21 protein-coding genes are annotated in these 22619 nt (G+C 42.8%); 7 read left to right on the top strand and 14 right to left on the bottom strand.

All coding sequences use genetic code 11. The features are described 5' to 3' along the window. The first annotated feature begins 41 nt into the window (after positions 1–41). Positions 42–1151: an ABC transporter ATP-binding protein gene (locus tag ACMUMQ_RS11720; protein ID WP_414682174.1), complete on the top strand. Its 1110-nt coding sequence runs from the start codon at positions 42–44 to the stop codon at positions 1149–1151. Between the two features lie 275 nt (positions 1152–1426). Continuing rightward, complete coding sequence (ushA, locus tag ACMUMQ_RS11715; RefSeq protein ID WP_414682173.1) at positions 1427–3031, top strand: bifunctional UDP-sugar hydrolase/5'-nucleotidase UshA; 1605 nt, start codon at positions 1427–1429, stop codon at positions 3029–3031. 94 nt (positions 3032–3125) lie between these two features. Here the strand turns inward: ushA and ACMUMQ_RS11710 are convergent, their stop codons facing one another. The 3 genes from ACMUMQ_RS11710 to rph form a co-directional block, all read right to left on the bottom strand. Beyond that, positions 3126–3635 (bottom strand): hypothetical protein, encoded by a 510-nt coding sequence (locus ACMUMQ_RS11710; protein ID WP_414682172.1) that lies wholly within the window; start codon positions 3633–3635, stop codon positions 3126–3128. Positions 3636–3766: 131 nt separating this feature from the next. After that, the gene (locus ACMUMQ_RS11705; RefSeq protein ID WP_414682171.1) at positions 3767–6172 is read right to left on the bottom strand and encodes a bifunctional diguanylate cyclase/phosphodiesterase; all 2406 of its coding nucleotides are present in this window, start codon (positions 6170–6172) and stop codon (positions 3767–3769) included. A gap of 173 nt (positions 6173–6345) precedes the next feature. After that, positions 6346–7065 carry a ribonuclease PH gene (gene rph, locus ACMUMQ_RS11700; protein ID WP_414682170.1) on the bottom strand — a complete coding sequence of 240 codons (720 nt, stop codon included), beginning with the start codon at positions 7063–7065 and terminating at the stop codon, positions 6346–6348. 164 nt (positions 7066–7229) lie between these two features. Here rph and ACMUMQ_RS11695 point away from each other — a divergent pair, with 164 nt between their 5' ends. Continuing rightward, positions 7230–8096 carry a YicC/YloC family endoribonuclease gene (locus tag ACMUMQ_RS11695; protein WP_414682169.1) on the top strand — a complete coding sequence of 289 codons (867 nt, stop codon included), beginning with the start codon at positions 7230–7232 and terminating at the stop codon, positions 8094–8096. A 10-nt stretch (positions 8097–8106) separates the two neighbouring features. Here ACMUMQ_RS11695 and ACMUMQ_RS11690 read toward each other — a convergent pair whose 3' ends face one another. After that, a complete protein-coding gene (locus ACMUMQ_RS11690) occupies positions 8107–8769 on the bottom strand; it encodes an NAD(P)H-binding protein (RefSeq protein WP_414682168.1) in 663 nt (220 codons plus the stop codon). Between the two features lie 291 nt (positions 8770–9060). On the opposite strand from ACMUMQ_RS11690, the gene ACMUMQ_RS11685 reads away from it, so the two are divergent. Then, entirely contained in the window at positions 9061–11919 is a 2859-nt protein-coding gene (locus tag ACMUMQ_RS11685; RefSeq protein ID WP_414682167.1) for a ligand-binding sensor domain-containing protein, read from the top strand. Here the strand turns inward: ACMUMQ_RS11685 and ACMUMQ_RS11680 are convergent. Then, the gene (locus ACMUMQ_RS11680) at positions 11901–12797 is read right to left on the bottom strand and encodes a LysR family transcriptional regulator (protein WP_414682166.1); all 897 of its coding nucleotides are present in this window, start codon (positions 12795–12797) and stop codon (positions 11901–11903) included. The genes ACMUMQ_RS11685 and ACMUMQ_RS11680 overlap by 19 nt on opposite strands. A gap of 143 nt (positions 12798–12940) precedes the next feature. Here ACMUMQ_RS11680 and ACMUMQ_RS11675 point away from each other — a divergent pair, with 143 nt between their 5' ends. From ACMUMQ_RS11675 to ACMUMQ_RS11665, 3 genes are all read left to right on the top strand, one after another. Continuing rightward, the gene (locus tag ACMUMQ_RS11675) at positions 12941–13846 is read left to right on the top strand and encodes an efflux RND transporter periplasmic adaptor subunit (protein ID WP_414682165.1); all 906 of its coding nucleotides are present in this window, start codon (positions 12941–12943) and stop codon (positions 13844–13846) included. Next, positions 13846–14847: a DUF2955 domain-containing protein gene (locus tag ACMUMQ_RS11670; RefSeq protein ID WP_414682164.1), complete on the top strand. Its 1002-nt coding sequence runs from the start codon at positions 13846–13848 to the stop codon at positions 14845–14847. Before ACMUMQ_RS11675 ends, ACMUMQ_RS11670 begins: the two co-directional genes overlap by 1 nt. A gap of 98 nt (positions 14848–14945) precedes the next feature. Beyond that, positions 14946–16652, top strand: a complete 1707-nt coding sequence (locus ACMUMQ_RS11665) for a diguanylate cyclase (protein WP_414682163.1) — start codon at positions 14946–14948, stop codon at positions 16650–16652. Positions 16653–16683: 31 nt separating this feature from the next. Here ACMUMQ_RS11665 and ACMUMQ_RS11660 read toward each other — a convergent pair whose 3' ends face one another. The 9 genes from ACMUMQ_RS11660 to ACMUMQ_RS11620 are packed head-to-tail and all read right to left on the bottom strand — an operon-like array spanning position 16684 to position 22602. Beyond that, on the bottom strand, positions 16684–17448 hold the full coding sequence (locus ACMUMQ_RS11660) for a hypothetical protein (protein WP_414682162.1): 765 nt from the start codon (positions 17446–17448) through the stop codon (positions 16684–16686). After that, positions 17439–18335 carry a metal ABC transporter permease gene (locus ACMUMQ_RS11655; protein ID WP_414682161.1) on the bottom strand — a complete coding sequence of 299 codons (897 nt, stop codon included), beginning with the start codon at positions 18333–18335 and terminating at the stop codon, positions 17439–17441. Before ACMUMQ_RS11655 ends, ACMUMQ_RS11660 begins: the two co-directional genes overlap by 10 nt. Beyond that, entirely contained in the window at positions 18325–19047 is a 723-nt protein-coding gene (locus ACMUMQ_RS11650; RefSeq protein ID WP_414682160.1) for a metal ABC transporter ATP-binding protein, read from the bottom strand. Before ACMUMQ_RS11650 ends, ACMUMQ_RS11655 begins: the two co-directional genes overlap by 11 nt. Continuing rightward, positions 19044–19901 (bottom strand): metal ABC transporter solute-binding protein, Zn/Mn family, encoded by an 858-nt coding sequence (locus ACMUMQ_RS11645; RefSeq protein ID WP_414682159.1) that lies wholly within the window; start codon positions 19899–19901, stop codon positions 19044–19046. The genes ACMUMQ_RS11650 and ACMUMQ_RS11645 overlap by 4 nt, the downstream gene beginning before the upstream one ends. 21 nt (positions 19902–19922) lie before the next feature. Beyond that, positions 19923–20381: a hypothetical protein gene (locus ACMUMQ_RS11640; protein ID WP_414682158.1), complete on the bottom strand. Its 459-nt coding sequence runs from the start codon at positions 20379–20381 to the stop codon at positions 19923–19925. Then, the gene (locus ACMUMQ_RS11635) at positions 20368–20691 is read right to left on the bottom strand and encodes a hypothetical protein (RefSeq protein ID WP_414682157.1); all 324 of its coding nucleotides are present in this window, start codon (positions 20689–20691) and stop codon (positions 20368–20370) included. The genes ACMUMQ_RS11640 and ACMUMQ_RS11635 overlap by 14 nt, the downstream gene beginning before the upstream one ends. After that, on the bottom strand, positions 20691–21500 hold the full coding sequence (locus ACMUMQ_RS11630; RefSeq protein ID WP_414682156.1) for a DUF4198 domain-containing protein: 810 nt from the start codon (positions 21498–21500) through the stop codon (positions 20691–20693). The genes ACMUMQ_RS11635 and ACMUMQ_RS11630 overlap by 1 nt, the downstream gene beginning before the upstream one ends. Positions 21501–21521: 21 nt before the next feature. After that, positions 21522–21998 (bottom strand): DUF2271 domain-containing protein, encoded by a 477-nt coding sequence (locus ACMUMQ_RS11625; protein ID WP_414682155.1) that lies wholly within the window; start codon positions 21996–21998, stop codon positions 21522–21524. Positions 21999–22008: 10 nt separating this feature from the next. Next, positions 22009–22602, bottom strand: a complete 594-nt coding sequence (locus tag ACMUMQ_RS11620; RefSeq protein WP_414682154.1) for a PepSY-associated TM helix domain-containing protein — start codon at positions 22600–22602, stop codon at positions 22009–22011. Positions 22603–22619: the final 17 nt, after the last annotated feature.

Below are 22619 nucleotides of genomic sequence, written 5' to 3'. Positions count from 1 at the left end.
CTTTTACAGCGTAAGCCAAAGACAAAATTTGGAGTAATAACATGGCAAACCTCGTCATTGAAAATGTTAAAAAAAGCTACGGCAACACAGAGATTTTAAAAGGCATTAATATCTCTATTAAAACTGGAGAGTTCTTGATTCTTGTCGGTCCATCAGGCTGTGGTAAATCCACCTTGATGAACTCAATCGCAGGGCTTGAAGATGTAACAGAGGGTCGCATTTTAATCGCCGATAAAGATGTGACTTATACAACGCCAAAAGATCGTGACATCGCCATGGTGTTTCAATCTTATGCCTTGTACCCAAACATGACGGTCGAGCAAAACATCTCGTTTGGCTTGGAAATGCGCAAAGTGCCAAAAGAAGAACGCCAAGCAGAAGTACAACGGGTTGCTGAAATGCTGCAAATCAGCCATCTTCTGAATCGCAAACCAGCGCAATTATCTGGTGGCCAGCGTCAGCGTGTTGCCATGGGACGCGCTTTGGCTCGTCGTCCTCAGCTTTATTTGTTTGACGAACCCCTTTCCAATCTTGATGCCAAGTTGCGTGTCGAGATGCGCACAGAGATCAAAAAACTTCACCAAAAACTTGGTACAACCATAGTTTATGTGACTCACGATCAAATCGAAGCCATGACCTTGGCCGATCGTATTGCGGTTATGAAAGACGGTGAAGTTCAGCAATTAGGCACACCGCAAGAAATTTACGATAACCCAGCTAACTTGTTTGTTGCCGGCTTCATGGGATCACCTGCGATGAACTTTATTCCGGCAAAGGTCATCTCTCAAGACGGCAAGCCAATGTTAGAACTGGCCACTACATCAAATGTGGCTTTGCCATTTCCAAAAGCCGAAGCATTGGAAGATTATGTCGGCAAAACGGTGTTATTGGGATTGCGCCCAGAAATGATTACCGAGCCTCAGCCGCACAAGGAAGGCCAACCTTTTGTGACGACAACAGAGATCGAAGTAGAAGTCACAGAACCTATGGGCGCCGATACCATGATTTTGACTCGTGTCAGTGACGCTGAAATTAACTGTCGCTCTAATCCTATGTATCCTGCCGAGGCTGGCGCCATTATCAAAATGATGTTCGATACGTCTAAAGCAGTAGTGTTCGACCAGAGCACAGGACAACGCCTTGATAAGTGATTAAGACATGTTTTTATAAAAGCACTTTTACGACACGTTAAATCAAAACAAAAGATGCCTGTTTGCGACAATCATGTTGTAAGCGGGCATTTTTTTACTCAAAAAAGCATATATTGCTGCACAAATGGTCAAAATTTATGCACAGTCTCTCGAACTTGTAACAAATATAAGATACATTTCTATACAACTGCCGTTTACATGACTGTGAAAATGCCGCTATGGAACTGGCTAAACAAAAAGTTATCGATTTTTAGATACGATAAGGAACCCTAAATATGAAAGTAACAAAGCGTTTTATCACTAACCTTGCACTGACGGGTGTTGCCCTGTCTGTTACAGCTTGTTCGGTCATGGGACCTCAACAAGGCTGGGAAGAAGACAAAGAATACCGTGTGACCATTTTGCACACCAATGACCACCACGGTCGTTTCTGGCAAAACAGCAATGGCGAATACGGCATGGCTGCTCGTAAAACCTTGATCGATAACATTCGTGAAGAAGTCGCATTAAATGATGGCAACTCTTTATTACTTTCTGGTGGTGACATCAACACAGGTGTTCCTGAGTCTGATCTTCAAGACGCAGAGCCAGATTTTCGCGGCATGAACATGCTTAAGTACGATGCAATGGCATTGGGTAACCACGAATTCGACAACCCTCTTTCTGTTCTTAAACAACAGCAAGAATGGGCTGGCTTCCCTTTCCTATCGGCAAACATTCTTGATGAAAAAACAGGTAAGCCATTATTTGATGCTTACAAGATTTTCCAAGTAGATGACCTAAAAGTAGCGGTTGTTGGTTTCACAACAGACGACACAGTAAAACTAGGTAACCCTGAATACCTAGAAGGCATCAAAATTGAATCTCCAATCGAAGTTGCTTCAACATTGGTTCCTGAACTACGCAAAAAAGCAGATCTTGTTATTGCTGTAACGCATATGGGTCACTACGCAAATGGTAACCACGGCGGTAACGCGCCTGGTGATGTTGCGCTAGCCCGCGCTGTTCCTGGTATTGATGTGGTTGTTGGTGGTCACTCTCAAAACCCATTGTTCGAACCTGATGAGCAAAATGGCACGCTTATTTTGCAAGCACACGAATGGGGTAAATACGTTGGCCGTTTAGACTTCGTCTACAAAAACGGTGACATCGTAGATTCCACTTACGAACTGATTCCTGTGAACTTGAAGAAAAAAGTAAAAGACGCTGAAGGCAACTCAGTTCGCGTTTACATTCAAGACGAAATCGCACAAGACGCTGAAATGCTAAAAATGCTAACACCTTTCCAAGAAAAAGGTCAGGAAGAGCTTAACGTAGAAATTGGCTTCTCTAACGCAGATTTCATTGGTGAGCGTAGTGTTGTTCGTAACCAAGAAACCAACCTAGGTAACTTGATTGCCGTTGCAATGCAGGAAAAAGTGAACGCTGATATCGGCATCATGAACTCTGGTGGTATCCGTGACGACATGCCAAAAGGCATCATCACTTACAAGAGTGTTCTGCAAGTACAACCTTTCGGCAACATGGTTTCTTATGTTGATTTCACCGCAGCTGAATTAACAGATTACCTTTCTGCCGTTGCTGCTAAACAAGCTGGTACAGGCGCATTCGCTCAATTCAGTGGTGTTTCACTCACATTGAAAGACGGCAAAGCAACAGACATCCTTGTTGATGGAAGCCCACTAGATGCTGCTAAAACGTACCGCATTGCGATCAACAGCTATGTAGCAACAGGTGGCGATGGTTACCCTAAAGTGATCGATCACCCTAACTATGTAAACTCAGGTTATGTTGATGCAGACCTTTTGGTGGAATACATCAAAAATAACTACCCACTTGATGGCGCGAAATTCGCTCCTACAGGTGCTGTTAAGCGTTAATAGAAAACGAGCATTTCGCTCATAACCCCCCCCCCAACAGAAAACGCTCTGTTGGGGGGGTATGTCTAGAAAAAGTTAAACCGTATAAATCTCACTAGTCTTTTTGGTAATTCAAGGTCCAAGTTAACGGCGTGGGCAGCTTTTCAGACTCTAACTTCACGGTATACAACAATTCGTGGTCTGAGACTTTCTGCCAAGTGCTCGTTCGTTTACCGCGTTCTGACTCAAGCACAATCACGACAGCATCATCCGTTTGCTGGAAAGTACCGGAGATCTCGACACCTTCTTCATCAACCTCAACCACCTCACCTTGTGCTGTAAGCGGTATTTCATCCATCTCGGCATCATCGCATTGCCATTGAAATTGATCGGCTTGCACGCCAAATGTCCACGACTCACAAATCTGTGTTTGCTTTTTCAATACGGGGCGAGCCAAAGCACGAATAAAGAAATTCATCTCTTGTGCTACTTTCTCAACGGCTTCATCTAAGGTTGCTTGCGTATTGCCCGCATCTTGCAAAACCCATTTACCGTCAAGCTCCGCAGCCTGTACACCAAGGCTTAACCCAAAACCTATTAACCCAATACTCACCTGCTTCTTCACTCTGTTTCTCCTTATTTTTATTATGAATAGAGACTTTCTACGAAGTAACAGACAAATAATCGCAAACAAAAGGAGAGTTGTGAGGCGCAAAAACAATCACAATGACTGACATTTAGCGCCACAAAGCTGAATCATGAACTCGTTAAAGGGAAGCGAATATCCGCGCCTAAGCACTGGCTTACGGCGTCTTCTTTAAGAGGAACGGAGAAATAATAACCTTGATAGCGAGAGCAACCCGTTTGATCGAGAAGGACTTTCTCTTCCAAACTTTCTACGCCTTCCGCCAAAACAGAGAGCTGCATATGAGACGCCATAGAAACGATGGTGTTAATAATGGAGCTGTTACTGCTGCTACCGGTGAGATCTCGGACAAAAGATTGATCGATTTTCAATTGAGTCAATGGGAAATGCTGAATATAGCGCAATGACGAATAACCTGTGCCGAAATCATCAATAGAGAAACGAATATTCAATGCCTTAAGCTGCCTCATTTTTTCCGTCACAGAAGACATATTTTCCACCAGCATGCCTTCGGTAATTTCGAGATCCAACAAGCTGGCATCAATTTGGTATTTCTCGATGGTGCTGCTTACCGTATCGACAAAGCTTTCTTTGGCAAATTGATAAGGGCTGATATTAATCGCAATACTTTCAAACAGCGGCGGTAAACCTTGTTCCTGCCATATTTTCAATTGCTGACAGGCACGGTCTAAAACCCAACCACCGATTTCATCAATCACACCGGTTTCTTCTGCGACAGGAATAAAGCGACTTGGCGGCACTTGCCCAAGTTCATCATTAAACCAACGCAACAGTGTCTCGAAACCGATCAATTGCCCATTTGAGTTAACCTGCGGCTGATACACCAAATAGAATTCATTTTTACTGATCGCTCCGTGTAATGCTTTTTCAAGCGCCAGTTTTTCCGCCACTTCCTGTTGCATTTCTTGTCGATAAAAGCAGTACTGATTGCGCCCTTTTACCTTGGCGTCGTACATGGCGGTATCCGCTTGGCGAAGTATGTGTGTATCGTTTTCATTTTCAGCAGGGAACAAACTGATACCAATACTCGCTGAGATAAACACATCGGTTTCGTCTAAACGGTATATCTGCGACAGTTTAAAGAGTAAGGTTTCTGCCAGCTGCGAGACTTGATGCTGAGCTTCTTCATGGCTTTGCCCCAGAACAGGAAGCAAAAGAACAAACTCGTCCCCACCAATTCGCACTGCTATTTCAGGCTCGGTGAGACAAGAAACAATACGCTTGGCAACTTCCTCTAAAAGTGCGTCGCCGACATGATGCCCCATGGAATCATTAATGCTCTTAAAGCGATCTAAGTCGAGAAACATTAAGCCGCCAATATGGCCTTTTGTACGTGCATCGGTAATCACTGCTTCTAAGTTCTGATTCAGAAAACGGCGATTTGGCAAGCTGGTCAACGTATCGTAATAGGCTAAAAACTTTACTTTCTCTTCACTTTTCCGACGTCGTGTAATGTCCCTAAAAGACGCTAAAAAGCACTCTTCTTGATCTAAAATAATGATATTTCCGCATACCTCAACCGGGAAGCTCTCTCCATTTTTTCTAAAGTAATCGGCTTCATAAGTGCTTGCTTCTTCGGTTGAGGATTCAGACCATTGTTTAAGCAAATCTGGCGTCTGCTTTGGATCAATGTCTTGGATATTAAGCGTGAGCAGTGTGTCTGTGTCGTAACCCAATAAACGGGAAGCTTGGTCATTGGTGTCTAAAATTCTGCCCTTCAAGTCAGTCAGCAGCATAGATTCACTGGATTGGTGCACAACCGCCTTGAAATAGGCTTCGCTTTTCTCTAGCTCCACTTCTACTTTTCGTCGCTTATGCCACAAAGCCGTTATAGTTTGCGCCAAAATACCTAATTCATCTTTTCGGGCGGCTTCTTTAAACTGAAATTGTTCTGGCTCGACTTCAGCTTCATCCAGCACGCTCAGCTGATTGGTTAATCGGAATAGAGGTCGAGAAAGTTGAAAGTACACCAACAGAAAGATCATTCCGCCCAACAGAATAGCTGAGAAGAACGCCACCACTGAGCCACGAATATTGCGTTGTACAAAGCCAGTCACGAGCTCTGCCGTATCAACATGCACCACAAGCCGACCCACAGAGTAATCGTCAACAATCAACTCCATGGCAAAAACTTTCGGCAGGCCTCTTAGGAGCGCATCGGATATCCAACGAGTAGAAACCTCAGCCAATGGCCGATAAGTGCTAGCTAAAACCTTGCCTTCCGCGTTTTCTAGTTTGGTTTCATAATATCCACGATGGAACATTAAGCCTTTTAGAACGTTTTCAGCCGCAGTGACATCGGAAAACACCACAGCTTCCGATGCAAAGTACTCAACACTGTGCAGAGAGGACAAAATCTGCTTCTGCAAGGCAACCTTTCGCTTTTGCCAATCGTCTCCAATAGACAACCCGCTAATCGCTAAAAGTATCAAACATAGAAACAACAAGGCCTTTTTAATTTGACTGTAGAAAAGGCTTTTTCGATGCGCTGTCATAGTACTCCATTTATTTTTTGTAGAAGTAACTCGCCACCCTACTTAAATCTAGCATACCTCGGAAAAGTCGTTTGGTTTAATATTCTTTCATAAGCAAGAAGCAAACCAACAGGCAAAAAAAATCTAGCCGAAGCTAGATTTTCTATACGAACTAATTAGTTAATGCTCTTTCGTTACTTTTCAAACAAGGCCGCACGCTGTACTTCGATGATTTCGGCAATGCCTTTACGCGCCACTGCCAACATACCCATCATGTGCTCATCACTGAATGCTTCGCCTTCTGCAGTGCCTTGAATCTCGATGAAACCGCCTTTGTCGTTCATGATGACGTTCATGTCCGTTTCGGCATTGGAATCCTCTGGGTAGTCCAAATCCAATACAGGCTCGCCTTTATAAACGCCCACAGAAATCGCGGCGATTTGAGACACAATTGGATTCGCTTTGATCTTCTTGTTCTCAACCAAAGTGCGCATGGCATCTGCCAAGGCCACAAAACCGCCCGTAATAGACGCAGTACGCGTGCCGCCGTCAGCTTGAATAACATCACAGTCAATCGTGATTGTGTTTTCACCAAGTTTCTTTAAGTCGACAGCAGCGCGCAAAGAACGACCAATCAAACGCTGAATCTCAACCGTGCGACCACCTTGCTTACCGCGCATCGCTTCACGATCCATACGGTTGCCAGTAGAACGAGGCAACATGCCGTATTCCGCTGTAATCCAACCTTGGCCTTTGCCTCTCAAAAAACGCGGCACACCAGGAACAACCGTCGCCGTACAAATCACCTTAGTGTCACCGCACTCAATAAGCACAGATCCTTCTGCATGTTTGGTAAAATTGCGTGTGATTTTCAATGGACGTAATTGGTCGACCGCTCTTCCGCTTGGGCGCATAGTTCTTCTCTCTATTTATTAACCGAGTTGTAAAGCCGTCATTATAACGAAGCCACACAAAATTGCGCCCCCAAGCCACCGGAAAACCTCGCAATAAGGGAAAGTGTCGTAGCCTTTTCCAATACGTTACAATGTCGCTTATTTTTTCTATTTAGGTATTCGATATGACAGCAAGCATGACCGCCTTTTCACGCCAAGAAGCCACATACGACTGGGGCACCATTAGCTGGGAAGTTCGCTCAGTCAACCAACGTTATTTGGAACCCAACTTTCGTTTACCAGACAACTTCCGCGAGCTGGAATTCGCCTTTCGTGATGTGCTGCGTAAAAAACTCAACCGAGGCAAACTAGAATGCCAACTGCGCTTCCAAGCCGTAGACAAAGCCGCCACCAGCCTAAACATCAATGCCGAAAACGCCCAAGCCCTTGCTAACGCAGTCAACACTCTAGGCACTTGGTTCAAAGACCTTGATCCAGCGAATCCACTCGATATTTTAAAATGGCCTGGCATATTGAGTGACACAGGCACAGACGCAGAAATCATGAAAAAAGCCGTGAAAGACCTCTTCCAAAAGAGTGTTGATGAACTGATCGACATGCGTTTGCGAGAAGGTGTCCAGCTAAAAGACATCATCGAGCAACGCCTAGACGCCATCGACGCCATTGTCTTAGAAGTTCAAGCCAAATTGCCTGAGATCATCGCCGCGCAAAAAGCCAACTTACAAGACAAATTGGAAGCCGCAAAAGTGGAACTCGACCCAATGCGCGTGGAAGCCGAAATCGTCTTACTGGCACAAAAAGCCGACGTGGCCGAAGAACTGGATCGTCTAGCGACTCATACCAAAGAAGTCCGCCGACAGCTACAACAAAAAGGCCCAGTCGGCCGCCGCCTCGACTTCTTAATGCAAGAACTCAACCGCGAAGCCAACACCCTATCGTCTAAATCCATCGTCGTGGAAACCACACAAAGCGCCGTGGAATTGAAAGTATTGATCGAACAAATGAGGGAACAGATTCAGAATATTGAGTAAAAACTCCCTTCTAAAACAATTGCTCAAGCTCTTCAATAACTAGAATCTCAGCTTGTTCACAGCTGAGCAGTTCTCGCATGCGTTTTGCAACTTGTTCTGCTTTGATTGGTCGATAGCGTTTTATGATGGGGATGTACTTCAATACTGAGTACAAAGAAATGGCGAGTTGTTCACCGAATCTAAGGTTGTCGCGTTTACCTTCAAGGAAAGAAGGGCGAACAATGGCTATCTGTTTCCAATTCAAGGCTTGTAGATTTTGTTCTAGTTGGCCTTTCAAGCGCAGATAGAAGGAAGCCGATTCAGGATTGGCGCCAGCAGAGGAGATTAATGCGACTTTGTGTACGCCATTTTGGTTGGCGTATTGAGCCATCTCTGTTGGTATTTCAAGGTCCACTTTGCGCTGCGCAGACTTACTGCCAGCCTGTTTGAGTGTTGTGCCTATGCAACAAAAAAGCTCATCGCCGTGCAACAAGCTTTGCCATTGAGCAATATCGTCGAAGTCAACCAGATGTATTTGCAGCTTATTTTTTGGGTCTTGATATGTATCAGCCGCGATTTCTCGACGTACAAAAATATGAACAGTCTGATATTTCTCATCAAGTAAAAGCTGTTGCGTCAGCTGCTTACCCACCAATCCAGTTGAGCCAATTATCAAGGCTATCTTTTGCTTCATAGTAAATCCTGCACTCGGTCATTTTTAATATTAAAACAAAAGAACAACGGCTCTTGTATTCGGTTTCTCTATATACTGAGACAATCTCAATATTATATAAGTAAAAAATTGCAGATTCAGATAAGTACGAATAAAGTTAAGAAGATAAGCTTTGTTTTAGTAACTATCGTTTCGGTCTAAAATCAGGCATGATTGTTTAAAATTCATCCACTTTATGAGTTTTGAACAGTTAGTATATAAAAGCATGACGCTCGCTATCTATTTTTCAGGGATTCTCATCGGTTAATGAAAATGTTCCAAAGACTATTTTTCAGCTTACTCCTTTTTTGTGTTCCTCTGTCTTATGCGCATGAAGACCCTCTGTCTGCGTATTTTGTCGATCTTTGGACTTCTCACGATGGATTACCTCACAACAGCATCAGCGCCATAGCTCAAACAGAAGATGGCTACCTTTGGTTCGCAACATGGGAAGGTGTCGCTCGTTATAATGGCCGAAGCTTTGCTTTATTTGACCGCAATGAGCAAACACATATACAAGACTCGGGCATAAAAACATTAGCTGCTGATGCAAATAATCAACTTTGGGTTGGTGGTGCTCGTGGAAGTTTAGTGACACGACAAGGAAAAACCTGGCGGCCTAATACAAGCGTGTCTGGGCTAATCAACCATGTTCTTGTTGACCAAAATAAGAACTTATGGATTGCCATTGAAAGCTTAGGTGTGATCTTTCGCCCTTTTATCAAAGAAGGGCAATATGGAAAAGATAAATGGCTAATTAAAGATTCTAGTGCTTATCGTTTAACAAAAAATAATGACGGCATTTACGCAGGTACAGCCGATGGGCTTTATAAACTAACACCGACATCCGCAGATCAGATCTCTACCAATCATTTCAAACACGCTACATATATATCAACTGGCAATAATGGTGACATCTTAATTGGTGCAGAGAACGGAGCATGGCGTTGGGACGGTGAGTCTTTTCATTCTTTTTCTAGTGAACTTAGTAACCAAAAAATCACTGTGGTTGAACAAGACCACAATGGTTCCTATTGGTTTGGCACCATCAACAAAGGCGTCGCTCGTTTAAATAATGGCGAGTTAGAGTTTATTGACGTAAAAGATGGCTTACCACATAACCGTGTTTTGTCTTGGTTCGAAGACATAGAACACAGTATTTGGATCGGCACCAATGGCGGGGTTATTCGATTAAGAAAGTCACTCTTTAATACAACAAATAAGTATGATGGTTTAGTTGGTGGTTATGTAAGAACGGTACTCGAAATCGAAGACGATCGATTATTAATAGGCACAAATAGTGGTTTATCTGTCATAGAAGACGGCCATGTCAATACTCGCTTCAATTCCGTAGAAGCGCTATCAACATTAAGTCTAGCGAAGAAAAAAGGTGGTGGAGCTTGGGTCGGCACTTATCAAAAAGGCCTCTTTAGTTGGCAGAACGGTGTCCTGAAAAAAGAGCTAGACGATAAATCAGGTCTCCCTATCAACCAAGTCAGAGCCATTTTAGAAGACAGCAATGATAACCTTTGGATTGGCACTACTTTAGGTATCGTAAAAAAATCACCAGATGGACAATTACAACATATAACCAAACTCACTGATGGTTTATACGACAATTATGTCATGGCATTAGCGGAAGACGAGCTAGGTCAAATATGGGTTGGTACGGGTTTAGGAGCTGGCTATTGGAAAAACAATCAATTCCATCCTCTGGATTTAAGCTCGCAAGAAGATGCTCAATATGTATTCGGCTTCTATATCGAACCAGGCTATGTCTGGCTAGTGAGTGATCGAGGGGTCATTAGATATAGGCAATCTGATAAAAGTCTTGCTCTTATCGGAAGGCCTCAAGGTTTATTGATTGATAAATTTTTTCAAATAGTAAAAGACAATCAGGAACACTTTTGGCTATCTAGTAATAGAGGCATTTGGAGAATTGGCTACCAAGATGCACACTCTGTTGCTGACGGGCACCAAACAAGTATTCACTTTGAGCATTATAATGAAAATGACGGTATGGCGAGCAGCCAAGCGAATGGTGGATCTACCCCAGCAGCTATTAAAGCTCATAACGGAAAAATACACTTTGCCACCGCAGATGGTGTAGCTTCTATCCAGCCAGAAAGTCTAGCTTTGCAAGATAGTACGCCCTTACCTTTAATACTAGAATCAGTGAGTTTCGACTTACGTGACATCAACCCAGAAGACATCGTTATTGCCCCGGCAGGCACGAACCGAGTTTCCATTGCATATGTAGGCTTGAGCTACATTATGTCTCAGCGTCTGCAATATCGTACTAAACTAGAAGGTTTTGATGATGAATGGGTGTATCGCGGCAACCAGGCGACCGCAGACTACACCAACCTTCCTCCTGGTCATTATCAGTTTTACGTCAGTGTTCGCTACCCATACGGTGAATGGAACAAGAGCGTTCTCTTGTATGAGTTCACGTTAGAACCTTTACTCTGGCAACGCAAAGACATTATAGGCATCACCTTTTTATCCATTATCCTCCTTATCGGATCTATCATTGTTTGGCGAGTGAATATTCTTAAAAAGAGTGAGCTAAGACTAAAAGAGCAAGTGGAAGAACAAACTAGAACTCTGCGTTTACAATCTAAGATGTTTGAAGCGCTCTCCAAAGAAGATGCTTTAACAGGATTGGCAAATCGTCGAGCCTTCGATGCGAATTTAAAAAGGCTTTACGAAACGGCCAAAGCAGACAAACAAGCCCTGTATTTGGCGATTTTAGACATAGACTACTTCAAGAATATTAATGACCAATACTCTCACTTAGTGGGTGATAAGGCGCTAATTTGCTTTGCGAATATTCTAAATGAACTAGCGACCAGTAAAGATCATGTGGCTCGCTGGGGAGGAGAAGAGTTCACCATGCTTTACTTGGGCGATAATCCAAAACAATTCTTCGATAATGTTCATAAACGCATTGAACAAAACAACTATGATCACATCGAAAAAGGCATAAAAATTACCGCGAGTATTGGTGTGGCTGGCGGCACTCAACTGGACGATTACGAAACCACTTTAAAACAAGCGGATAATGCCTTGTTGAATGCCAAACATAATGGCCGAAATAGAGTCGAGTTTTATCAAGACCCTGCATCATAACCCAGTTGACTCAACAAGCTCTGTCGAGCGTGAGCGACTCGCGCTTGGCGCAGAGCACTCGGCAACCAAAGCAAGTAATATTGGATCTCTCGCGTGCCAATAGGTGAAGGTAATTCAACTAACTCACCTTTGGCGATCTGCTCTCGACAGAGAAATTCAGGCATCACAGACCAACCAAAACCTTTTACTAATAACTTCCGTTGAGAGCGTAGATCTTGACTTACCATGGCAGGCACAAGCCCTTCGACACTGATGCGGTTTTTCACCAGCCAATGGTCGATCAAAGACAGCTCTAAGTTATAAGCCAACAAAGGTTCCGAGCGAATCGCCTCATCATACTTTTCAGCAGCCAGCAACCTTTCCGCCACACTTGGAGAAGCAACCGGCAACACTTTATTGGTAAAAATAACTTCGCTTTTTAAGCGAGTATCGAACACAGGCTGAGCTGACACGCCTAAATCGCAATGGCCTTCTAGAAGCAAACTGGTGATCAAATCATTATTGCCTGTATGCAAACGCACTTTTATTCCAGACTCCAGCAAGGGCAAAAGCTGCTCGCTCAAGATTTCCTCTAGAAATCCGCCATAACCAACAATTTGCAGCACGCCTTCAATGTCCATTGAACGCGCTCTGGCTGACGATAACGCTGCCTCGGCGACATCCAGTTTGTCGCCTATGTCTGCCGCCAATTCATCTGCAGCGGAAGTTGGCTTCACGCCACTTGGGGAACGCTCAAAAAGCGGACGACCGATAACGACTTCAAGCCCTGATATATGCTGGGATACAGCCGGTTGAGTTAGGTTCAAAGAGCGTGCCGCGCTGCTAATGGAACGTTGGCGATACACCTCGATAAAAGTGCGCATTCTGGATAAAGACATAAGAGGCCATAAATTTATTTATACCCTATAGAAAATACCATTGTTACCTATTGATGGCCAACCTCCCTTAAGATCCTTTCTCCATACTCGCCCGACGATTTTATCCGCGAGCCAACGAACACAAAGACGTTAAACCAGAGATTATGAAACGAGATATTTACGCCCTCTTCACGACCATTGTTCTAATTCTTGCTATCGCATTCAGTGCTTTTTTAATCATTAGTGACAACGCCATTCCTTTCACGACTCAAGCGACAGTGAAAACCTCTGCCATTGAAGTGGTTCCCGAAGTACAAGGTTACATCAGTGACATCATGGTGACAGAAGGCCAAACCGTTACTCTTGGTACACCTTTATTAAGAATCGATCCGACCGACTACAAGATTGCCCAGAAGAAAGCGCAAGCCAGTGTGATGCAAGCTGAAAGCCAGTGGCAGCAAACACAAAGCCACCTCAATCGCGTAAAGTCTTTGTATCAATCCAAATCCGTTAGCAAAGAGTCTTTAGATGAAGCCGAAGCGGCAGATCAAAGTGCGAAAGCCGCTTTACTATCCACTCAATCCGATGCAGAAACAGCGCAACGAAACTTAGATCACACTTTAGTTGTCGCCAAACAATCCGGTGTGGTGACAAACCTCGCTTATCGAGTGGGAATGCGTATCAGCACTAGCTCTCCTGTTTTGCATCTTATCGATGAAGACAACCTATGGCTTGATGCCGACTTCACAGAAAAAGGCTTGCCAGCGTTAAGAGAGAATAAAGCCGTAAACGTGGTGTTTGATGCACAACCCAATGAAGTCTATTCCGGCCATATTTTTGCCATCGACTCCGCTATCTTGTCTGGCGTTGCAGATTCAAGCCAACTCGCACAAGTCACAGATGAAAGCCGCTGGATTCGTGCCCAGCAAAAAGCCCGTGTGCGCATTCAGCTTGATGAAGCTCCTGAACACATCATCGCAGGCAGTCGAGCCAGTGTCATGATGGATGACGAAGGTCATGTCTCTGACATTTGGATGACGATCTTGAGCTGGATGAGATACCTTTACTAATGTACGAGATCATACGTAAAACCCTTATTGTCGTGCTCTGCCTTATGTTGAGTAAGGTGCTTCACATGACAGTTAGTGTGTATATGGTGCTGTTTGCCATCGTGCTGGCAAACTTCAGCTTCTCAAAACACATAGTAGATTTGCTCAAACCTTTGCTGCCGTCGTTGTTTATTACTTTTGTCGCCGTCATTGTGAATCAGCTATTTGCAGGCCACCCTTTTATTATTTGGACTTGCTGCATCGTGTTTTTCGATTCGGTACGTCGCCGAGCAAACAATAATATTCGTATCACAATGGCGACTCTGCCTTTGTTTATGATTATCTTCATCACCACATACCAAAACAGCACAACATACAATTCCGCTATTGTTGGCTTTTTCTGGGACATGATGATCAGTGCTGGCGTAGCGGTTTTGGTGACCAGTTTTATAAACCATGTCATGCCGGTCAAAGCCAAACCTGTCATGCCAACAGTGGTATTCCAAGAAGTCACTGGCATAGATAGATTGAAGCTGCTGATCTTGGTCGGTGGTGGATTGGCCTTCATCATGATCAACGAAGTTACCAGCGCGGTGTTTTGTCTCGTGCCATTGGTTACCTCTGCGATGCAACCTTCTCACGACCAAATGAAGAGCCATTCCAGAGAAAAAATGCTGACACAAATCGGTGGCTGTAGCTTGGCTGTCTTGATGTCTTTGTTTTATTCAGGAACAGAGGTAAATATCTTCTCTTACTTCATCATCTCTTCATTGCTGATTTTTCTAATGATTTTTTGGACACATCATTCTGCTGTAGAAGACCGAGCCATTCATGCCGACGCTTTGATGGGATTTTTGATTCCCTACCAACTCTATATCGCACAATACGGCAACAACTTCGGCCTAAACTCGATCTCTTTACGAGCGGTTGAGCTATTTATTGCTCTGGCTGTGATTTACATGATTGGGCATTGGTTAGATGCACTATCAAAGCCAAAACAAGAAGAGGAAGCTATTAAGTAAAAGTATTCCACAGCAAAAGAGGCTAAAAACGACCTAAATGTAGCGAAAACATTGAAATTAGGCTACCTTTAGCCCTTTGTACTGGAAGACAATTTAAAATGGCTTTTTGCTTTTATTCTCTACGACAAGTATGTCTTATTCTTTGTTTATTGATGGTTTCCTGCCTCGCTATCGCAGAGGTTCCTACTGTTACTATTTCCTCACCTGATTTCACGCTCGAAGAATACCAAATGGGGTATTTTGTCGACCAATCCGAAGAAATGACACTGCAAGAAGTTCAGCAACAGGAATTCTCTCTTTCTCCAAACACCGTTTCTTTGGGCACATCCGCAAAAACAACTTGGGCGAAGATAGCGCTTTATAATGACTCAAATGACGCGATTCCAGTCTTCCTACATCACCCTTACGCTTACCACAACAAATCCATTGCTTTACATCAGATTGTAGAAGGCAAGCTGATCCGCTCCCAAAGCATGGATATGGATGATAAAGACAGTTTAATTTGGATGTTCAAAGGCAGCGCAGCCTACGACATTTCACTCTTACCACAGCAACACACCACACTTTATGTAAAAAGCGTTTCCTTTTCCCATCAATGGTTTGCCTTAAATTTATATGGTGAAGAGCAATCTCGACGTGTTCTCTTAGGGCAATTTACAGAGATCGCTATTCTGATCGGAATGCTCTTGGCGCTGGTCGTTTATAACCTAAGTTTGTTTGCTTTCTCAGCGCAAAGAGAACATTTGTTTTACGCTTTATATTTGATCAGTGGTGGCTTCTGGGCCGCCTTATCTTACGGCTTACTTGCGGATCTATTTGAAGTGTACGGAAGCATCACGGTTAACTGGCATATATCGTTAGGTGCCATGCCCGTGTTCTTACTTTTATTCATGATGGAAATTTTTGAAACCAAGAAAAAGTACCCGATAGAACACAAAGCACTAGCGATTACCGCCACCTTAATCACCCTCAACTTTATGTATGGTGCGGTCGATATCATCACTTCGCTGAAGCATTCAAATATGCTGGCGGCCATTATGATGGTGGTCAGTCTCGCGGTTTCTGTTTCCATGATCATACGCCGCCATCCTATTGCCCCGTTCTTCTTATTAGGGCACAGCTTGTTTCTTATCTTTAGTGTGAAAGCCCTACTCTTCTATAGTGGCCGCGCTGACTTTACCTATATCAATAGTCACGGCGTTGGTATCGGCATTCTCTTAGAAGGTTTGGTGTTGGCTTTTATCATTGCGTACCGCATTCGCAAATTAGAAGCGATAAAAGCCTCTCAAGAGCAATTAAAAATCCAAGCAACGACGGATTCTATGACTCAGCTTTTCAACCGAGGTTACTTTAACCAACAAGTTAGAAGTCTGATTAGTAAAACAAAAAGCTTAAAAACGAGCAGCTACGTCGCCATTATAGATATCGACTTTTTTAAGAACATTAACGACACCTATGGCCACGCCTTTGGTGATAAAGCCATCATTGCCACAGCAAATGTATTAAAAGAAACCAGCCGAAAAAACGACATTGTTGCCCGTTATGGTGGTGAGGAATTTGTCATCTTCATGCCTAATACCACACAGAGTCAGGCTCTCGAATTAAGCCAGAATATACATGACGCCTTGAAAACTCCGTTCTCCACAGAAGAGCATAAAGCACTCAACCTAACAGTTAGTATTGGTCTGTGCGAAATAAATACTCAAGAGTCAGACTTAGATACCTGTTTAAACAACGCAGATAAAGCCTTGTACGTGGCGAAGAAACAGGGAAAAGATCAGACTATTATCTACCAAGCAATCTAAGCCTTCACTGCAATAACGTCATTATGAAAAGCTATTTCAGTGCTTTCAAATTATTCAAAGTACTTTTCCAGCGATCAATAAAGCCCGTATCACTATAGCGAGAAAAGTCATCCACCATCCATTGATTGGATTTTCCTTGCCCACTGATTATTAATATATTAAGCGAAGCTAAATCAATAGAATCCTGCTCTGTAAACACGGGAAGCAGTAGCCCTTTAGTAAAAGGTTGAGTGCTTTTATTCCTGTTTACGATCGCCTCATAATTGGACTCAAGTAAAACATCGTCAATATCTAACGTAATTTGACGCAAAGTTTGTCCTAAAATTTGATGTTGATAGGCTATTTTCGATGCATACTCAGGCCAGAGCAGAGACAAGTCGCGCTTTAAAATACCTAACATCAATAAAGCGTTATTAGAATTTAGCCAGAAATACTCATCAGGTTCTTGTACTGCGACACGCTCTCCTCCTGGTAAAAGAGCTTCCGCAATATCAATCGGTACTGTGTGGATGTTTCCACTTCGTATTGAGGTATAAAAAGAAAGCTCTGGTCGCATAGAACTGATGTTAACAATAGCGTCAAACGCTTCTAAAGGGTCGGATCTATGTTTACTTAGCCAGCTAGGGATACGGTTTATCGGTAACCTTTTTGGTGGTAAATACGTCACGCTTACAGGTGTATCAGCCAATAAAGCCCTGGTCATGCTATCCGCAATAGGCGTAACTGTAACGACATTAGCAGCAAAGGCGTTAGTCACAAAAAAAAGAACGCTGATTAATACGAAACTTAAGCGCATACTGCAGTACTCCGTTTACGAAGTGAATAAATACAAATAGCCAAAACAAACCACAGGCAGGCCGCTAGAATAATTGCGGGGCCAGTGCCAATAGCCCACTTCATTTGCATTGGAAGTAAAACACCAGTCAAAGCACTTGTGGTAGCTATGAACATTGAATAACCAACCATACTCCGTAAATCAGATGCAACTAGGCGCGCACTGGCTGCTGGAATCAGCAATAAAGCTCCTACAAGAATTGCCCCAATAATCTTAACCGCAGCAACAGTGATAAGCGCAATTAAAAGCACAAAACCATAATCATGCAAAGTAACTCGGATGCGCCTAGATTGAGCGATATCCGGACTCAATGCATTAAGAAATGCCTGATTACTAGAAGTAAATGCAAGAGTTAACACAACCAAACTAATAACACTTAAAATTACCAAGTCGTATGCAGAGGCAGTTAAGATAGACCCAAATAGAACCTGCTCGACCAAATGAGCGTTAATTTTCTTCGCAACAAACATTAATAGAGCAGCACCAAGCGCAAGAGCAAAGGCAAGAAATACTCCTATTAATGCATCATAAGGTACAGTTGTACGCCCACGAACCCACTGTAAAGTGAGAGCAAACAAGATAGAGAAAGCAAACAAGCTTATCCATGGCTCAGTGACAGGCTCTCCCATCAAAATACCAATAGAAACTCCTGTTAAAGCACTGTGCCCTACTGCTTCAGATAGAAAAGCCAATCGTTTTACAACGACAAGCGTCCCTAATGCGCCAAGTAAAGGCCCAATCATTAAACAAGCTATAAAAGCATTAACAACAAAACCATAACTAAAAATCCCAGGTAATAACCCAGCCTCTACACCAACTTGAAACCAGGAATGCAGATTATCCAACATGTTCTAACTCCGATTCCGTAGACTGATAAATAGGGTTGTTTGATGTTTGAAAGCGAGTAAAAATACTATTGGGTATATCTTGATCTATAAGCGCACCATCCACCCAAGCTAAGGTGTCACAACATTCTTGAATAATTTGCCAATCATGCTCAACCATGATCAGAGTTCCACCTGACGCTTTAAAGTCACCAAGCAGTTGAATTATTTGCTCTCGCCCTTGCTTGTCGACTCCTGCCATAGGCTCATCCAATAAAAGAATATCTGGCTCATTTAATAACGCACAGGCTAACAGCACACGTTGTCGCTCACCTGTCGACAACGTCCCTACGCGCTTTGAGAGTAGAGATCGAATACCAACTTTTTCTATAGCCGCTTCAACTTTGGAGTCTTTTTTATAGCGCTGCCAAACAGGCTGACGATTGGTATGAAGACGAATAAAATCAGAAGATGTAATTGGTAAAGAAGCATCAAATGGAGCTAGTTGAGGCATATATCCGATATTTCCTCGACTATTTGGCCAGTGTAGAGCAATCTTGCCTTTATGATTAAGTAACCCAGCAACAGCTTTCAGTAAGGTACTTTTTCCTCCACCATTCGGGCCCGCAATACCATGCCAACCACCACCATAAAATTGCGCTGATGATGTCGCCAGCAATGGTTGGTTTTGTATATAAAAAGCAACATTTTCCAATAAAAGACTTGGTCCATTCATCGCTTTAGCGCCTCTGCAAGCTTGTTGAGATTGTGACGCATTTCTTGCTCAACCATATCTTTACTGTATGTGCCATAAGTCATATGACTAAAATAATAGATTTTAATACCTGTTTCATTTTCAATCAGATCGACATATTTGTTTTCCATGTTTAACTCAGTAAACAACACATCAATATTAAGTTTGCGAATGGTCTGTATTGTCTCTTCAAGTTGTGAGGCACTTGGAGAAACGCCATGAGCAGGCTCTATAACCGCAGAAACAGTTAAGCCAAATTCTTGTAATAAGTAAGCATAGGATCCATGAGTACTCGCAATACGCAATGACCCTACATCCTTATTTAATAGTGCTTTTTGTACTGGCGCTTTAAGACCGCGAAGCGTTTTTGCATAAGTAAGCGCATTACGTAAATAGTAGGTTTTATTCTCTGGATCTAATTCGCCCAACCCTTTAGCAATGGTATATACCTGGCGAATTGCCGCATCTATAGACACAAAAGTATGAGGGTTAACCTTTTCACCATGACCAATTAAAGGAACATCTTTGTTTGCATAAATCACAGTAAGGCCTTCTGGATGCAAACGATCAACTGTTTCTGTAGCAAACAAGTCATGCCCTATCCCATTTACAACAAGCACATCTAGCTGGTTAAGACGATCAATATCAACAGGGTTAAGTTGATAGTTATGAGGGTTAAAACCGCTCTCAATAAGTGGTAAAACATCCGCTCTATCACCAATAACATTCGCTACATAAGCATAATAAGGGTGAAGAGTGACACCTATTTGCAACCGTGTTTGGGCATGGGAGCTAATACTAAATATTAGACACACCCCCATTAGTAAGAATTTCATTTGAAGACCTTTTGATTTTAATTATAAAGTAAGTTCATGCCATTCTAGGGTTGCATGACAATCACTTATCTTGTCGCTTTTAGCCCACTGAGCGTGCCAGTCTGCTTGCTCATGCTCTACTGAAAAAAGAACACCTTCATGAAGTAACGTAAAACAATGCTCATCATGCTGGACAAAAGAAGTGTTACCTAGTGTTGGCAGAGGTAACTTATGAAGGTCGTAAGGTGCTTCGATCGCCCCCACCTCAACCAGTAACGTGATTTCTTCAAGCGCATTACTTACTTGAGTAGCTAAATTACTGTGTGAATTTGGGAGCTCTGATAATTCCATATGCGTTGGATCATATAGCATTGACAACAGACCACCAGCCAGTACAAGTGTACCGATGCAAATACCTAAGAAAGAATAAGTTTCTCCTCGCCCATCTACTGGCGAAACAATCTCAATATCCATAGCGCCTGATGGGTTAGAACTCGGCATAATCAAACTCGGCGGGCTCTTCATGACCAGGGTTGAATACTATGTAATATTCTCCCTTTGGCGGAATAATGACGACTTCCCCGTCATCATTTGTTGTGTGAGTTACAATAAGAACATCATCATAGGTGAGAACTTGAACAGCCTCATTAAAAGCAACAGAACCGTCACTGTAACCAGCAACACATTGAATATTCTGATCAAGCATGATGCAGTCTAACGTTGGGTAATGCGCCAAGGCTTTGCTCGAAAGCAAAGCCAAAACACTACCTGTCAATAATGTGCGCTTTATTGAAAGGGAGGGTGTAAACATTATTCGTTCACCACTTCAAAAGTATAAAATACAACGTATTTCTCTTTATCTGCTTCTGGATCCTGACTGCCTGACTCGTAACTAAACACAGCAGCATAACGCCCTGCATTCTCCATTATTAGAGAGGCAACACCCTCTTTATCTGTGGATAAAGAGATAGTTTCTAAGTCACTATTATATAGTCCAGCTTCTGCTCTAATTTCAACAGACACACCGGGTACAACTTTCCCGTCCACCAATGCTTTGAAAGCAATTTCTTCACCATTTACGTAATCAGCAGGATGAGTGACAGGAATAATTTCAAAATCTGTATTAGTAGGCTCTAAAGGCTCAAATGTTGGTGTTTTTGCAGTCACAAAGGACATTGCATAACGAGTTGATTTTACTGTTTCGATATTTTTAGCGTCTTTAGGAATAACACCTTCTAGCTGACTCTTACTCAAGCGTTCGCGTTTTTTCGTATTGCGAGCACCAATAGTATAAGTCGTTGTATAGCTGCTCTCGGGGTAGCTATAAAGTATTTTATATGTCCCATCACTATCAACAGCTAAATCAAATGAGGTTCGAGTAGCACTTTTGATAATCGTGCCAATATTACGAATTTTCTCCCCATCAGGGCCATATACAGAAATATTATTTGGCGTAACAGGTTTATCTAAGCGATAAACGCCATGTGTTGCCGTTACATCTACTGCGATTTTATCAGGAGCTTTCGTTACGATCGATTTTGCAGGTAGAATCATAAGATCATGTGCGAAGCTACTACTTGCAGTAACGATGATCAATGCACAAAGAGACGCTTTTAACATATTATTTCCTTTTACTTAAATTTAATTCGTTATAGTCACTGAGACATTACCGATCTCAGCTTCAGCTGGAATATGGTAGTGATGTATTGAGTCTGTGGTGTTTATTTCTGTATTCACTAAAGAGTGTCCGCCATCTTGACGAGATACCTCTAAATACAATTTAAATGTATCCCACTCATTAATTTCGAAGGATTCCGTATAGTGTCCAGGACCTTTAGTTGCACCTGTCATACTGTCGACATGATCATCATAACGACCAATTTTCCGCCACCAACGACGCAAGTCTGACAACCACTCATCCTCTTTCTTTTGTAGGTGCCAAACTAAAAGAGGCTTTGACTCTCTTCCGTTTTCAGCCCAAATAGCGACATAAGGAAAGACATATCTTTCAGTATCAATTCGAGGAATTTCAAATGCCACTTCGACATTAGCCGCTGAAGTAACAGATGACATTCCTAAACTGATCGCTAGAACATAGGAAGACAATAAAACACGCATTAGTTTCTCCTTAATGCATCAAGTAAATAGTCAATATCATGACAGCTGCGCCAATCCCCACCCAACTGAGACTCTGACGACGCTGCAATGTATTAATCACTAACAACCAGCTTCCCGACAGACAAAAAAGCACCATAAAAAACGCAGCGATGTCTGACAAAAGAATCCATAAACCACTTACATGTTTTCCTCTATGAAGGTTGTTCAGCATTTCCAACACAGGAAATTGACGCTTATAAATGTCTGCTGAAGCCTCATCTCGATAAGCCTCAACAACATAGTTTCCCTGAGGCCCGTCTAGATAAAGTAGAAACAACTGCTCTTCTATTTCCCACTCAAACGACAGCTCAACTCCTCGAACTTGATGACTTTGGTCAAGCCAATGAAACATCATCAGTGCAGTAGCATTTGGAGCTTGCTCCCAATCTAGTTCCATCAGTGACTCTGGTATTAATACTGTTTGATCTGACGCTTGTGTCTTCCCTACAGACCAACCAACATGATTTAGAAAAAAACCCGTTATGGCGAAAAACAACATAAGAAGCAATATAGGTGCAGCACTATAAATATGTACCCAACGTACCCAGCGATTAAATGTTGTCATTGAAGTCATGCATTTCT

Source organism: Marinomonas algae (assembly GCF_047525555.1).
In the GTDB taxonomy this organism is placed as follows: domain Bacteria; phylum Pseudomonadota; class Gammaproteobacteria; order Pseudomonadales; family Marinomonadaceae; genus Marinomonas.
Note: the sequence above shows the minus strand (reverse complement) of the source record. Positions and strands in the feature narration are given on the sequence as shown.